The sequence below is a fragment of the Pseudomonas syringae CC1557 genome (assembly GCF_000452705.1).
GTDB classification, from domain to species: domain Bacteria; phylum Pseudomonadota; class Gammaproteobacteria; order Pseudomonadales; family Pseudomonadaceae; genus Aquipseudomonas; species Aquipseudomonas syringae_F.
Genome location: NZ_CP007014.1, coordinates 1895243 through 1909524 on the forward strand (window position 1 = coordinate 1895243; position 14282 = coordinate 1909524).

The 14282-nt window shown below is 62.5% G+C and carries 11 protein-coding genes and 1 pseudogene; 4 read left to right on the top strand and 8 right to left on the bottom strand.

Annotated elements, in window-relative coordinates:
- Nucleotides 1-260: 260 nt before the first annotated feature.
- The 8 genes from N018_RS08910 to N018_RS08945 are packed head-to-tail and all read right to left on the bottom strand — an operon-like array spanning nt 261 to nt 6452.
- On the bottom strand, nt 261-1178 hold the full coding sequence (locus tag N018_RS08910) for a metal ABC transporter substrate-binding protein (RefSeq protein ID WP_025389365.1): 918 nt from the start codon (nt 1176-1178) through the stop codon (nt 261-263).
- On the bottom strand, nt 1179-2078 hold the full coding sequence (locus N018_RS08915; RefSeq protein WP_003406943.1) for a metal ABC transporter permease: 900 nt from the start codon (nt 2076-2078) through the stop codon (nt 1179-1181).
- Nucleotides 2078-2842, bottom strand: coding sequence for a metal ABC transporter ATP-binding protein (locus N018_RS08920; protein ID WP_025389366.1), 765 nt, complete (start codon nt 2840-2842; stop codon nt 2078-2080). Before N018_RS08920 ends, N018_RS08915 begins: the two co-directional genes overlap by 1 nt.
- Nucleotides 2839-3771 (bottom strand): metal ABC transporter substrate-binding protein, encoded by a 933-nt coding sequence (locus tag N018_RS08925; RefSeq protein WP_024643510.1) that lies wholly within the window; start codon nt 3769-3771, stop codon nt 2839-2841. The genes N018_RS08920 and N018_RS08925 overlap by 4 nt, the downstream gene beginning before the upstream one ends.
- A 35-nt stretch (nt 3772-3806) precedes the next feature.
- Entirely contained in the window at nt 3807-4373 is a 567-nt protein-coding gene (locus N018_RS08930) for a DUF6162 family protein (RefSeq protein ID WP_025389367.1), read from the bottom strand.
- Nucleotides 4370-4702 (bottom strand): hypothetical protein, encoded by a 333-nt coding sequence (locus tag N018_RS08935; protein ID WP_004664615.1) that lies wholly within the window; start codon nt 4700-4702, stop codon nt 4370-4372. The genes N018_RS08930 and N018_RS08935 overlap by 4 nt, the downstream gene beginning before the upstream one ends.
- Nucleotides 4699-5241 carry a hypothetical protein gene (locus tag N018_RS08940; protein WP_025389368.1) on the bottom strand — a complete coding sequence of 181 codons (543 nt, stop codon included), beginning with the start codon at nt 5239-5241 and terminating at the stop codon, nt 4699-4701. The genes N018_RS08935 and N018_RS08940 overlap by 4 nt, the downstream gene beginning before the upstream one ends.
- On the bottom strand, nt 5238-6452 hold the full coding sequence (locus N018_RS08945; RefSeq protein ID WP_025389369.1) for a PepSY-associated TM helix domain-containing protein: 1215 nt from the start codon (nt 6450-6452) through the stop codon (nt 5238-5240). The genes N018_RS08940 and N018_RS08945 overlap by 4 nt, the downstream gene beginning before the upstream one ends.
- Nucleotides 6453-6746: 294 nt before the next feature.
- On the opposite strand from N018_RS08945, the gene N018_RS08950 reads away from it, so the two are divergent.
- The 4 genes and pseudogenes from N018_RS08950 to N018_RS28360 all read left to right on the top strand — a co-directional run bounded on the left by N018_RS08950 (nt 6747) and on the right by N018_RS28360 (nt 14242).
- Nucleotides 6747-7724, top strand: a complete 978-nt coding sequence (locus tag N018_RS08950) for a TauD/TfdA family dioxygenase (protein ID WP_024643515.1) — start codon at nt 6747-6749, stop codon at nt 7722-7724.
- Between the two features lie 581 nt (nt 7725-8305).
- A pseudogene (locus tag N018_RS08955) lies at nt 8306-11715 on the top strand (amino acid adenylation domain-containing protein).
- Entirely contained in the window at nt 11712-13646 is a 1935-nt protein-coding gene (locus N018_RS28355) for a condensation domain-containing protein (protein WP_324294018.1), read from the top strand. Before N018_RS08955 ends, N018_RS28355 begins: the two are co-directional and overlap by 4 nt.
- On the top strand, nt 13595-14242 hold the full coding sequence (locus N018_RS28360; RefSeq protein WP_324294019.1) for an AMP-binding protein: 648 nt from the start codon (nt 13595-13597) through the stop codon (nt 14240-14242). The genes N018_RS28355 and N018_RS28360 overlap by 52 nt, the downstream gene beginning before the upstream one ends.
- Nucleotides 14243-14282 lie beyond the last annotated feature (40 nt).

The following is a 14282-nucleotide window of genomic DNA, read 5'->3' on the forward strand; positions in this document are numbered from 1 at the left end:
TGCTCCGCGCAGTGATCGTGCGACGCTCCGCGTCGGCATGCCGTTCCGGACGCTCCGCGTCCTCTTTGCGACGCAGAGCGTCGCGACCTGCATTCCCACGCTGGAGCGTGCGGAATGATAACCTCAACTATCGTGCCGATGCTCCGCGCAGTGATCGTGCGACGCTCCGCGTCGGCATGCCGTTCCGGACGCTCCGCGTCCTCTTTGCGACGCAGAGCGTCGCGATCTGCATTCCCACTGGAGCGTGAGGCACGATAACCTTACCCCTTGCCAGCCAGCACCTTGATAATCCCCTGAATATCCCCCTGCAACTCGACCAGCGGATCAGCGCCATCAATTCCCAGCACCAGGAGCTTGCTGCCCGCCGCCTCGATCGCAGCCTTGACCGGTTCTGGCGGTTGACGGTGATCAAGCACCAGCGCCACGTCGTTATCCTTGAGAGTGGCGCTCAGCTTGCCCAACGCCTCGGGCGTCCACTGCTCGTCGGTCAGCACCTGGCTGTCGATCAGCTCCAGATTCAGCCCGCTGATCAAATAGCCAAAGCGATCTGACAAACTCACCACACTCAAATTATCAGCACCGGCCAGCGCCGCTTCACTGCTGGCGCTGAGCTTGAGCAACTGCTGCTTGAACGCCGCCAGATTGGCCTCGATCTTCGGCTTGGCGGCCGGTGCCAGGCGCACCAGATCCGCCGCCAGCACGTCCGCCATACGCCCCATGTTATTGCTCGCCAGCCACGGCTGGCTGTTCAGCCCGTCAGTGCCTTGACCCGGCTGCACGGCGATCCCCGGCAAACTGCCGTCCACCGGCCGTGCCGCATCAATCTCGACAATGCGGATGTTGCTGCGCCGGGCGTTCGGGTAAAGCGGGTCATCGGCCCAGATCGAACGCAAGCCGATCACCGCGTCGGCGTTGTTCGCCAGCCCACGCAAGGCATCAGCGCCACGCCCGGTGAAATACGCGGTCTGGCGCGAACCGGGCAGGTTGGCAGCGGCCGCGCGCTCCAGCACCACGCCGCTGTCCTTGAGCAACATCTCGCCCAGCCCATAGGTGATCGGCAGGCTGGCCAGCACTCGTACCGGTTGTTCGCTTTCGGTTTTGGTATCGGCGGCATGTAGGCTGTTGCCGAACAGTCCGGTCATGGCCAGCGCCAGGGTCAATGTGCGTAACGTAAGCATTTATCCAATATTCCCTTTCAGGCTCGGCAGCGTGCCGCGAGCGATGGCGGCCAGGGCGAAAGCAATGCCCGCCACCAGAATGATTGCCGCGCCGGACGGCACCGGCAGGTCGAAGACGATGGGCAGCAGGATGCCGCACAGGGTGCTGATGGTCGCGATGGCCACCGAGATCCAGAAGAAGCCTTTCAGCGACTGGCTCAATAACCTCGCTGCCGCCGCCGGAATCACCAGCAGCGCACCGACCAGAATCGCGCCGATGACTTTCACCGCAGCGACGGTGATCAACGTCACCAGAATCACAAACAGGTAATCCAGGGTCTTTACCGCCACGCCACGTACGGCGGCCAGTTGCGGGTTGAAACTGGCCAGCATGATGCGGTTATACAGCGGCAGGCTAAGGCCCATGACCAGCGACCCGACGATCAGCAGCACCAGCAGGTCATTGCCGTTGACCGTCAGCACCGAGCCGAACAGCACGTTTTCCAGAATGTGCACGTTGATCTTGCCGGCCAGCACCAACAGCAGGCTCGCGCCGAGTGCCAGCGACACAGAGAGGAACACCCCGATCAGCGTGTCCGGTGCCAGCCCGGTGCGGTTGCGCAGGTAATTGAGGACGATGCCGAACAGCAGGCAGTAACCGAACAGGGCACCATACGGGCCGGTATAGGGTTCGCCGAGCAAAATGCCGATGGCCACGCCGGTCAGTGCCGCATGGCCCACTGCTTCGGAGAAAAACGCAAAGCGCTTGACCACCACCAGCGTGCCCAGGCCGCCCAGCACCGGGCCGATCAACAGTCCGGCCAGCAGGGCATTGACCACAAAGCCGTAGGCCAGCGCTTCCGGCAGATAACCGGATGACGCCAGGCCCTGTATGAACAGGCGAAACGTTTCGTAATCCATCACGCAGCGCTCCCGTTAACGACATCCGCAGTGCGAGGATGAGCAGAAAACAGCGTCAGCAGGCGCTCCGGCGTCAGGGCCGTGGCGGCGGGCTCGTCGAACAGTACCCGCCGATTGAGCCCGGTCACCTGATCAGCCAGCCGCCGCACGGCGTCCAGATCGTGCTCGATCCACAGCACCGTGATGCCGCTACGCCGCCAGTCACCGAGCAAGCGCTCGAACACTTGAATACCCGCTTCGTCGAGCGCCGACATCGGTTCATCCAGCACCAGCAATTGCGGCGCAGGGATCAACCCTTGTGCGAGCAGTACGCGCTGCCGTTCGCCGCCGGACAGCGCGCCCATGCGCCGTTTGCGCTTGTCCTGCATGCCGACCCTTTCCAGCGCCTCGCCAATCGCCGCCGCATAGTGCTTCGACAGGCCGAGAAACGCCGGACGTCGCTGACACATGGCCGCCATGAAATCGTCCACGGTCATGGGCAGCCCCCGGTCGAACTCCAGCGCCTGCGGCACATAGCCGATCAGACCCGGTGCGGCCGGCCATTGCAGGCTCAGTTGACCCTGATGCGGGGTCTGGCCGAGCAGCGTCTTGATCAGCGAACTTTTGCCGCCGCCGTTCGGCCCGACCAGCGCGTGGACGCTGCCGGCGCGCACGTTGAAATGAACCTGATCGAGAATCGTGGTGCGCCCGAGGGTCAGGCTCACCTGGTTGAATTCGATGCCCGGCCCCTGGCGGATGATGTCGAGGTGCTGTGCAGCCGTCATGCGCCGGACTCCTGGATTGCCCGCACTACCGTGTCGAGGTTGCCGGCCATTTCCTTCTCGTACTTGTCGGCGGTGTATTCGCCATAGGAAATGTGCGACAGCGGGTAGAGCTTGACCCCGGATTCGCGCTGGATGGTGTCGACGTAGGTGGACGGGAAGTCCATCTCCGAGAAGATCACCTTCACGTCCAGTTCGCGCAGTTGGTCGATGGTTTTTTTCAACTGGCTCGGGCTGGGCTCGATGCCATGTGCTGGCTCGACCACCGCCGTCACTTCCAGGCCGAATTCGCGCAGCAGGTAGTCGTAGGCGGCATGCACTGTGGCCACGCGCAGGTCGGCGTTGGGGGCCTTGGTCAGCTTGGCCAGAGCGTCGGCGCGCATCTGCCGCAGGCGCTTGCCGTAGGCGCGGGCATTGGTGGTGTAGGTTTTGGCGTTGTCCGGGTCCAGTTTGCCCAGCTCGCGGGCAATGTTGTTGACCTGGGCGATGGACGCACTGATCGACAGGAACGTGTGCGGGTTGACCACTTTGCCCGCGCCGCGCGCCGCTACCCCGGTGGCGGCCAGCAACGGCACGTCGGCGTTGGCCTCGATGGTCTTGATGTTCGGCGTTTCACTGGCCGCGATCATGCGGTCGGCAAAATCGTCATGACCCACGCCATTGAGCACGATCACGTCCAGCGAGCCGATGCGCTTGATGTCTTCGGCGCGCGGTTCGTAGGCATGCGGGTTGAAACCGGCCGGGATCAGCGGCACCACCTCGGCCTTGTCCCCGACAATGTTGCTCACGTAGCTGTAATACGGGTGCAGAGTGATGCCGATACGCAGGCGCTTGGCCGGGTCGGCGGCGTAGCTGGAGGGCGCGAGCACGGCGGCAAACAGGCTCACCAGCAGAACGCGAAGAAAAGGGCGACGTTTGAATGAAATAGGCATGGGCAAGCGGTCTTCTTTCAAAGGAATGCGAAGTTTCAGTGCGGGTGCTGACGGGTCACGCCAGCATCGAATTGCGCGATGACCTGCTTCCAGCCTGCATCGATCAGGACCTTGTCGCCGAGGTCGCTGACAGCGGTTATCGAGGCGCTGCGGTTGATCCAGATGTCGGGCTGCTCGCCCGAATCGACACGCATCAGAAACGACCCGGCCACGCTCGGCGTCTGGCTCAGGCCCAGGTAGGACTGACCGACCATTTGCCAGGCATGACCGCCCCGGCTGACCGAACTGGCGTCCTGGGCGAACGGCGCGAAGCCTTCTTCGCCCAGTTGCTGTGGGGTGATCGGCGTTTGCTGCTCGGCTGCCAGCAGGCGGATTTCGTCCAGCGTCACGCGCAGGTCGGCGTAGATGCCCTGTTCGGCAGCGGTCAGGTCGCGGCGTGCATCGAGCTGATGGCTGGCAACGCTCTGCACGTCCTGCTTGTCGCGGTGCAGGCTGACCACGCTTGCCGCAGCGGCCAGGATCAGCAGGCACAGCAGCAGAACGTACAGGGTTTCATGCCCGGCACCTGCCGGACGGATGATGTGTCGGGTCGGCGCACTCATGGGCTTGGGATATCCGCCTGATCGATTTCCACCACATGCCCGGGACCGGCGTCGAACAGCACGTAGAACTCGGAAGCCGGGCGCTTGAAGGTCACGGTCGAGTCCTCGCCGAGCTTGCCGGGTACCAGAATGGTTTCGTCGTAGCCGATCACGTCGAGGGTCACTCCCGGCGCGCCGCTGCCGTCGGAAAAACCGCCGGTGCAGCGGATTTGTTCGTTATCGATCTGTTTGCATTCGCACATCGGGTTGTGCGCCAGAGCGTTGCCGCTCAGGCCGAGCAGGCACAGCGCACTGGCCGTCAGCCAGCGCAGGGAAGGGCGGGCACTCATGGTTTGGCTCCTTGTTTCTTCAGCCACGCGACCGTAGTCGGCGAAGCCTGTTGCAGAGGGATGGAAGTCTGATGCACGGCGCCGTCCCAGCCTTCCATGGTGATCCACAGGTCTGAATCGGGGCTGGTGGTTTCCGGAATCTGCATGAACGCACTCATGCGGTAGCCGCCGCCGAAGAAAATCACCCCGGCAGTGCGCAGGCTGCGCGGTTTGCCGATGCGCAGGTAAGTGGCCTTGACGCGGTCGATGCAGGTGCTGCACAACGCGGCGTTGAAGCTTTTCATATAGCCCGACGGGCCGGACAGGCGCGGGGCTTCGCTGCGGTCTTCTGCCAGGCGCAGGCTCCACGGGCCGACCTGAATCTCGCCGACCTCGCGCTGGCCAAGGCCCTGATCGCCGCGATCCAGCGAGACGTCGGAGAAATACTTGGGCATGAAACCCAGCGGGATCAACACCAGCAGCACGTTGATGTGAAAGCGCCACTTGTGCCAGAAGCGGCTGAGCGACGAAACAGGTGGTGCGACAGCGACCTTGCTCACAGGCTGTTCTCCGGGGTGCGGGCCGTCAGCGGCGAGGTGTTTATCTCCGGGGTGTATGCGGCAGGCCTGGCTCGGGCTTCACGCTTGAGTGCATTGATCGTTGCTATCGCAGTGCGCTTGCTCCAGATCAACAGACCGCTGAGCACCATCATGCTCAGCAGCAGGCCGAAGAACGCCCAGATCAGCTTGATCCAGATACCGCCAAAGTCGCCGGTGTGCAGCGGGCGCATGGATTCGGTGACGAACTCCAGCTTGTTGCGGTCCGACAACAGGTGCGAAGCGGCTATTTCACCGCTGTACGGGTTAATTTCAGCGGTCTGGAACATCAGCGGATACCAGCTGCGCCCGCCCACCTGCATGTTGCTGTAGGCATTGAACGGCGGAGTGATGAAGCTGGCCTCAAGACCCGGAATCCGCTCTTTGGCGATTTCCACGGCCTTCGCCAGGCTGATGGTCGGCGCCGGGCTGCCGTCGGCAGTCAGCGGCACGGCGTTGTGCGGGATGATCGAGGCGACCTGGGATTTGCTGGAAATACTGATCTGGTTATCGCCAAGAATCGCCTGAATCAGAAACCAGGTGCCGGTGATGGAAATCACTGCGATGAACCAGATCGACCACACGCCACTGAGCCGATGCAGATCGCCCCAGAAGATCCGTGGGCCTTGGCTGAAACGCACGGGCTTGAAGAAACCGCGCCAGAATTTCTTGTAGACCACCAGCCCGGTCACCAGCGAAGCCAGCAGCGGCAGACCGAGAATCGACACCAGGTACCAGCCCCACGAGTAACCATTGGTGAACGGCACCAGCCACCAGCCGTGCAGGGCGCGTGTGAAACGGCGGAAATCGAACGATGGCGTGAGGCCTTGAATCACCCCGGTGTAAGGGTTGACGTACGCCGGGACCGAGCGTCCGTCCGGGTAAGTGACGAACACACTCAGGGCGAAATAGTCGCCGTCGGGTTGCATGATCGTGCCGACGATCAGCTCAGGTTCGTTGCGTTCGATGGTGGCGCGAATCTGTTCGAAATTCATCCGTTGCGCATCGTCGGAGGGGCGGTTGTCGCGCATCTCCGGGTTGGCCAGCCACATGATTTCCTTGCTGACCACCGCCAGCGTGCCGGTCACGCAGACGATCAGCACGAAGAACCAGATGGGCAGGGCAAGCCAGCTGTGGACGAGAAACCAGATTTTTGAGCGGGACTTCTTCGACATGGATAAGCAATCTCGATTCACGGTATTGAGCGGCCATCAGGCTGGGCGCTCTGTGCACACGCGGGCAAATAAAGCCCCGCATTCAATTAAAGACGAATGAGAATGAGATTCCTCTAGGAATATTTTGCGTTTAAATGAAAAAAATTGTTTCAGAGGCATCGAAGGTCAGGCGCAGCGGGCTCGAAATGACGCGAGACGGCTAATTTTCCAGCCGGGAAGTACGTTCAATCTGCACATGGGTGTTGCGCCAGGCCGCAGGGGTTCGGGCGCTTTTGCCACCAAGGGAGAGACATCATGAGTCATGCGTTGAGTTTGGATATCCGGCCGCTGCTGGCAGGGGCGGGCAGTTTGCCCATGGTGGTGCAGGCGCCCGAGCCAGGTCTGGACTTGATGGAAGCGCTGGGCGAGTTCAAGCCGCTGGTGGCTGAGCACCTGTACAGCGCGGGCGGCATTCTGTTTCGCGGCTTCGAAGTCGGCGGGGCTGAAGTGTTTCGTGAATTCGCGGCGGGTTTCGGTGATCCGCTGCTTAATTACGAGTTTGGCTCCACGCCGCGCAGCAACGTGACCAAGGGCGTTTATACCTCGACCGAATACCCGGCGCATCAGAGCATCCCGCTGCACAACGAGCAGGCCTACACGCTGGATTGGCCGATGAAAATCTGGTTCTACAGCATGATCGCGGCGCAGACCGGTGGTGAAACGCCGATTGCCGACAGTCGGGAAATCTACCGGCGCATTCCGGCGCGCATCCGCGATCGCTTCATCGACAAAAAGCTGATGTACGTGCGCAACTACGGCAACGGGCTCGATGTGGAATGGAGTCAGGTGTTCAATACCGAAGACGAAAGCGTGGTCGAGGCCTATTGCCGGGCACACAACATCGAATGCGAATGGAAAGACGACGGCGAGCTGCGCACCCGGCAGATCTGCCAGGCCGTTTCTCGCCATCCGGTAACGCAGGACACGGTCTGGTTCAACCAGGCGCACCTGTTCCACATCTCCAACCTGCAACCGGAAGTGCGCGAAACCCTCCTGGACGTCGTGGACGAGGAAGACCTGCCGCGCAACGTCTATTACGGCGACGGCTCGCCTATCGAAGAAAGCCTGCTGGACGAAATCCGCGGCGTGCTCGACGCCTGCACCGTCAGCTTCCCGTGGCTGGAAAACGACGTGCTGATGCTCGACAACATGCTCACCGCCCACTCCCGCGCGCCGTTTACCGGCAAACGCAAAGTGGTGGTCGCCATGGCGCAGGGGCATTCGGATAAGTAAGCGCCGTCAGATCACCGTGGCTTTAGCCCACCTGCTCTAAAAGGCTTTTCGACCGCGATGGCACTGACGACGCAGAGTGCGACGTTAGTGACGGCTGAGTCCTGGCGCTGATCCGGGGTAACTCGGCAAGGATGCCGAGTTAGCTGCACCGGGCCATGGATGGCCCGTTGCGGCGACCCCCGGATCAGTGTCAGGACGAAGGAACCCGACGAAGTCGGGCCGGAAACCGGAGCGAAGGGGTTTGCCTACTTTGGCCCCATCAAAGTAGGTCGCCGAGGGGCGAAAAGGTGACTTGAGCCGGACACCCATATACCTGACAACACAGAGCCGCTGTGTGACGCAGAGCGTCACGAAAGGCATTACCACGCAGAGCGTGGGAACGAGGGTCGGGATAGCCGGCTTGATTATCGTGCCTGCACTCCGAGTAGGCATGCAGTTCTGGATGCCCTGCGTCTTCTCTTGAGTCTGCGGTGCAATGCAGAGCCACACCTGAGAAACCTTTCTAAATATTTCCCCGCCAATTCGTTCTTGTTGATACGACCCCGCCTGACGGTCAGCCCCATTCAGCAAGGATTCGACCCATGAACCCCGAACACGCCCAGAAACTCGCTCGTCGTTTTGTCGAGTTGCCCCTTGAAAAACGTCGCCTGTTTCTCGACGGCATGCGCAAGGAAAACATGGATTTTGCGTTGTTCCCGATTCCTTGCTGCGAAGGGCTGGCCGAGCGCGACGGGCTGTCTTATGCCCAGCAACGCATGTGGTTTCTCTGGCAACTGGACCCGCACAGTGCGGCCTACAACCTGCCGATGTCGGTGTGCCTGAACGGTCCGCTGGAGCTGCCGCTGCTGGAACGGGCTTTCAGTGTGCTGGTCGAGCGGCATGAAAGCCTGCGCACCACCTTCGGTCAGGAGGGCGACCAGGCGTTTCAGCGCGTTGCACCGCCAGCGCCGGTCAGCATCCGCCTGACCGATCTGAGCGATTTGCCGACCGAGCAGCGCTGGGCAAGTGCGCGTCAGGCCATGGCCGAACAGGCCGTGCAAACCTTCGACCTGCAGCGCGGGCCACTGTTTACCGTGCAGGTATTGCGCCTCGCCGAACAGGAACACCTGCTGCTGCTCAACCTGCATCACATGATCACCGACGGCTGGTCGATGAACGTGCTGATCGACGAATGGCTGCGCGGCTACGACGCCTTGTTGGCCGGCAAGCCGCTGCCATTCCAGCCGCTGATCGTGCAGTACCGCGACTATGCCGTCTGGCAGCGCAGCTGGCTGGAGGCTGGCGAACAAGAGCGTCAGCTGGAGTACTGGCGCAAGCATCTTGGCGAAGAACACCCGGTACTTGAACTGCCCACGGACCGACCGTACCCGGCACTGCCCAGCCATGACGGCGCTCGCCTGGAACTGGCGCTGGAACCCGAGCTGCTGCGCAACCTGAAAATCCTCGCACAACGGCAGGGCGTCACGCTGTTCGTGGTGCTGCTGGCGACCTTCAAAAGCCTGCTGCATCGCTACAGCGGGCAGACCGACATTCGCGTCGGCGGCCTGATCGCCAACCGCACCCGCAGTGAAACCGAAGGGCTGATCGGCTGCTTCATCAACACGCAAGTGCTGCGCAGCGAAGTCACCGCACAGACGCGCTTTGTCGATCTGTTACAAACTGTGCGCAATGCCTCGACCGGTGCCCAGGCGCATCAGGAATTGCCGTTCGACGCCATCATCGACGCCTTGCAGCCTGAACGCAGCCAGAGCCATAACCCGCTGTTCCAGGTGATGTTCAATCACCAGCCGGTGGTGGCCGATCTGCTGGACAAACAGCTGAGCGGCGGCCTGCGCGTGGCCAATCTGCCCGCCGAGCAACAGGCACTGGCCCAGCGCTCGCACGCCGCTGCCAGCGACCTGATGCTCGCCACCAGCGGCGAAGGCGAGCAACTGAACGCAGCCTTCACCTATGCCACCGACATTTTCGACGAATCGACCATCGTTCGTCTGGCCGCACACTGGCGCAACCTGCTGACGTCGGTCTGTGCCGATCCGCTGCAAACCATCGCCGAGCTGTCGATGCTGGCGGCCGACGAGCGCAGGCACCTGCTGGCTGTCGACAGCGTCAGCAAAGCCGACACCGCAATCCCCGCGCATCGCCAGTTTGAGGCGCAGGTACTGCACACGCCAAACGCCCCGGCACTGATCCTCGCCCGTGAAGGTCAATCGCCGAGCCTGACTTACGTCGAACTGAACGAGCGCAGCAACCGTCTGGCCTGGCAACTGCGCGAGCACGGTGTGGGGCCGGACGTGCTGGTCGGCGTCGCGCTGGGCCGTTCGCTGGACATGCCGATGGTGCTGCTGGCTGTGCTCAAGGCGGGCGGTGCCTACGTGCCGCTGGACCTCAGCACGCCGAGCGAGCGTTTGCGTCATGTGCTGCAAGACAGCGGCCTGAAGCTGCTGCTGACCCACAGCGAACAGCTGACCAGACTGCCTGAAATGGCTGACATTCAATGCCTGTGCATCGATCAGATGAACAGTGAAGCCGCCAGCACACAAAACCCGCAAGTCGCAATCGATTCGGCCAGTCTGGCCTATGTGATTTACACCTCCGGCTCGACCGGCCGACCCAAGGGCGTGGCGATCAGTCATGGCGCATTGGCCGAGTTCGTCACGCTGGGCGCGGACTACAGCGACCTGCGCGAAGGCGACCGGGTCCTGCAATTCGCCACCCACAGTTTCGATGGCTTCGTCGAGCAGTTCTACCCGCCGCTGTGTCGCGGCGCGGCGGTGGTCATGCGTGATGAGCGTCTGTGGGACAGCGCCACCTTCCATCAAGCCATCGTCGAGCACAACGTGACCCTTGCTGACTTGCCTGCGGCTTACTGGCTGACCCTGGTTCAGGATTTCGCTGCCAGCCCGCCTGTGCATTACGGCGCGCTGCGGCAGGTTCACGTCGGCGGCGAAGCGATGGCCGTCGAAGGTCTGCGGCTGTGGCAACAGGCCGGACTTGGTCATGTTTGCCTGCTCAACACCTACGGTCCGACCGAGGCCACGGTGGTGTCGAGTATCCACGATTGCAGCGCGCTGACCCCGGAACAGGTGTCCTGGCGCGGCGTGCCGATCGGCAAAGGGCTGGCGGGGCGTCGGCTGTACATCCTCGACGATCAACTGAACCTGCTGCCGCAAGGCGCGGTGGGCGAGCTGTATATCGGTGGGCCCGGTCTGGCGCGCGGTTATCACGCCCGGCCGGGCCTGAGCGCCGAGCGTTTTGTCGCCGATCCGTTTGTGAGCGGTGAGCGTCTTTACCGCACCGGAGACCGTGCCCGACTGCGCGCTGACGGCGCTATCGAGTACATCGGTCGGGTCGATCATCAGGTGAAAATCCGCGGTTTCCGCATCGAACTGGGTGAAATCGAGTCGCGCCTGCAGCAATGCACGGGGGTGCGTGAAGCGGTGGTGCTGGCCGTCTCGCTGTCAGGCAGTACGCAACTGGTGGCCTATGCCGTGCCGAACATTACGGCGATCCGCGACAGCGAACAACTGGCACTGCGCCAGAGCATCCGTACCCAACTGCAAGCCAGCCTGCCGGACTACATGGTGCCGACACATGTGCTGCTGCTGGCGGAACTGCCGCTGACGCCCAGCGGCAAACTGGACCGCAAGGCCTTGCCTGCGCCCGATGCAAGCCAGTTGCAGGCCCGGTATCGCGCACCGCACAGCGAAGCGGAAACCTGCCTCGCCGCCATCTGGCAGGAAGTCCTGCACGCCCGCAGGTCGGGCTGGACGACCACTTCTTCGAGCTGGGCGGTCACTCGCTGCTCGCCGCGCAAGTGATTGCCCGGATCAAGACCCGACTGGGCGTCAGCCTGCCGCTGCGCGTCCTTTTTGAGAAACCGCTGCTGAGCGACCTCGCTGCCGAAGTGGCACTGCTGACCGACAACACAACGGATAACGACTGGAGCGACATGGACCAGTTCATGGATTCACTGGAGGAATTTGGCGCATGACCGGGTCCACTGCTGCACGTATTGCCAAACGTTTTGTCGGCTTGCCCCTGGAACAACGCCGCCAGTTCCTCGCCCGCCTGCGTGAGGAAGGCAAGGATTTCAGCCTGTTGCCGGTGCCGGTCAGTCGCCATGACTTCACCGCGATCCCGCTGTCATTTGCTCAGCAGCGCCTGCTGTTCCTCTGGCAGCTTGACCCGCTGAGCGACGCCTACAAAATGACCACCGGCCTGCGCCTGAAAGGAGCTTTGAACGAGTCGGCATTGCGGTGCGCTTTCGATCATCTGATCGAGCGCCACGAAGTGCTGCGCACTGTGTTCGAGATCGAAGGTGCCCAACCGCGGCAAGTGCTGCTGCACGATCAGAACGTGGCCCTGGACAGCATCGATCTGTCTGGTCTGGCTGATACAGCACTGCGCGATGCCGAACTGGCACTGCACGTCACCACACTCACCAGCCAGCCGTTCGACCTGCGTAAAGGCCCGTTGCTGCGCGCGCACCTGTTCCGCCTCGCCAGCGATGAGCATGTGCTGGTGGTGAACATGCACCACATCGTCTCCGACGGCTGGTCGATGGACGTGATGATTCAGGAGTTCGTCCACTGTTATCAGGCGTATTGCGAAGGTCACGAACCGAGTCTCCCGGAGCTGCCGCTGCAATACGCCGACTACGCCATCTGGCAGCGTCGCTGGCTGGAAGCGGGCGAGGGTGAGCGGCAACTGGATTACTGGCGCAATCAATTGGGTGACGAGCAACCGCTGCTGGACGCTGCGCAGGACTTCCCGCGCCCCGTGACGCAGAGTTTTCAGGGCGAGCACCTGCACTTTGATTTCGGCGTCGACCTGTCGCGTCAGCTCAATACGTTTGCCCGCAGCCAGGGCATGAGTCTGTTCATGTTGGTGCTGGCCGGTTTCTCCTTGTTTTTGTCGCGCAAGGCCGGGCAACGTGACATCCGCATCGGCGTGCCCAATGCCAACCGAGGCCGGGCTGAAACCGAAGGGCTGATCGGCTTCTTCATCAATACCCAGGTGCTGCGCTGCCACGTGGACGAGCGCCTGAGCTACCTCGATTTACTGGCGCAGATTCGTGACACGTCGTTCGGTGCGCAGGCGCATCAGGACGTGCCGTTCGAGCAACTGGTGGATCACCTGGCCCCTGAGCGCAGCCTGGGGCATAACCCGTTGTTCCAGGCCAAGTTCAACCAGAACGTGGTCCTCAAGCAGAAAACCGCACTCAGGCTGGCGGGGTTGGAGGTCAGTGAGTACGCCTTTGAAAAACACGGCGCGCATTTCGATCTGGCGCTGGACATTACCGACGACGGCACGCTGATCCACGGCGACATGACCTACGCCAGCGACCTGTATCGGCGTGCAACCGTCGAGGGCTTCATCCCCGAATTGCTCGACCTGTTCAAGACCCTGCTCGCTGCGCCGAGTGCGCCACTGTTCAGCCTAGGCGCGCTGGCGATCGAGCCTGTGCGGGACGCGCGCGAACCCGCGCCCTGTGTGTTGCAACTCTGGGACCGTCAAGTCCAGACGCAGCCTGAGGCGCTGGCCGCCCGCTGTCTGGATCGCACCCTGAGTACACGCGAGCTGGATCAGGCAGCCAATCAACTGGCTCATCACCTTGTCCGGATGGGTATCGGCGAAGGCCAACCGGTCGCGGTATTGATGGATCGCTCGCTGGACTGGCTGACGGCCGTGCTGGCGATTTTCAAGGCCGGTGGCGTGTACATGCCGCTGGACGTCAAAGCCCCCGATGCGCGGCTGCAACACATGCTCAGTAATGCCCAGGCGAAAGTGCTGTTGTGTGCCGCAGGCGATTTACGTCAGACATCGCTGAACGTTACCGGCTGTCAGGGCCTGGCCTGGATGCCTGCGCAGTGGCAGGACTTGCCGAACAGCTGTCCCGAGCGCGCGTTGTCGGCCGAGTGATTCACACCTCGGGTTCGACCGGCCAGCCCAAAGGCGTACTGGTCAGCCAGGGCGCGCTGGCCAGTTACGTGCGCGGCCTGCTGGAGCAGTTGCAACTGGCCCCCGAGGCGAGCATGGCGCTGGTTTCGACCATCGCCGCCGACCTTGGCCATACCGTGCTGTTCGGCGCGCTGTGTGCGGGGCGCACGCTGCATGTACTGACCGAATCCCTGGGGTTCGACCCGGACGCTTTTGCGGCCTATATGGCCGAGCATCAGGTCGGCGTGCTGAAAATCGTGCCCGGCCACCTGGCCGCGCTGCTACAGGCCAGCCGAGCCGCCGACGTGTTGCCGCAGCATGCGCTCATCGTTGGCGGCGAAGCCTGCTCGCCCACGCTGGTCGAGCAGGTGCGTCAGCTCAAACCGGTTTGCCGGGTGATCAACCACTACGGCCCGAGCGAAACCACCGTCGGCGTGCTGACGCATGAGGTGCCTGTCTCGCTCCCACAGGACCCTCTGCGCAACGTGCCGGTCGGTGCGCCGTTGCCGGGGGCCAGTGCTTACGTGCTGGATGACGTGCTGAACCCGGTCGGCACTCAAGTCGCAGGCGAGCTGTAGCCAGCCGGCACTGACCGCCGAGCGCTTCGTGCCGGACCCG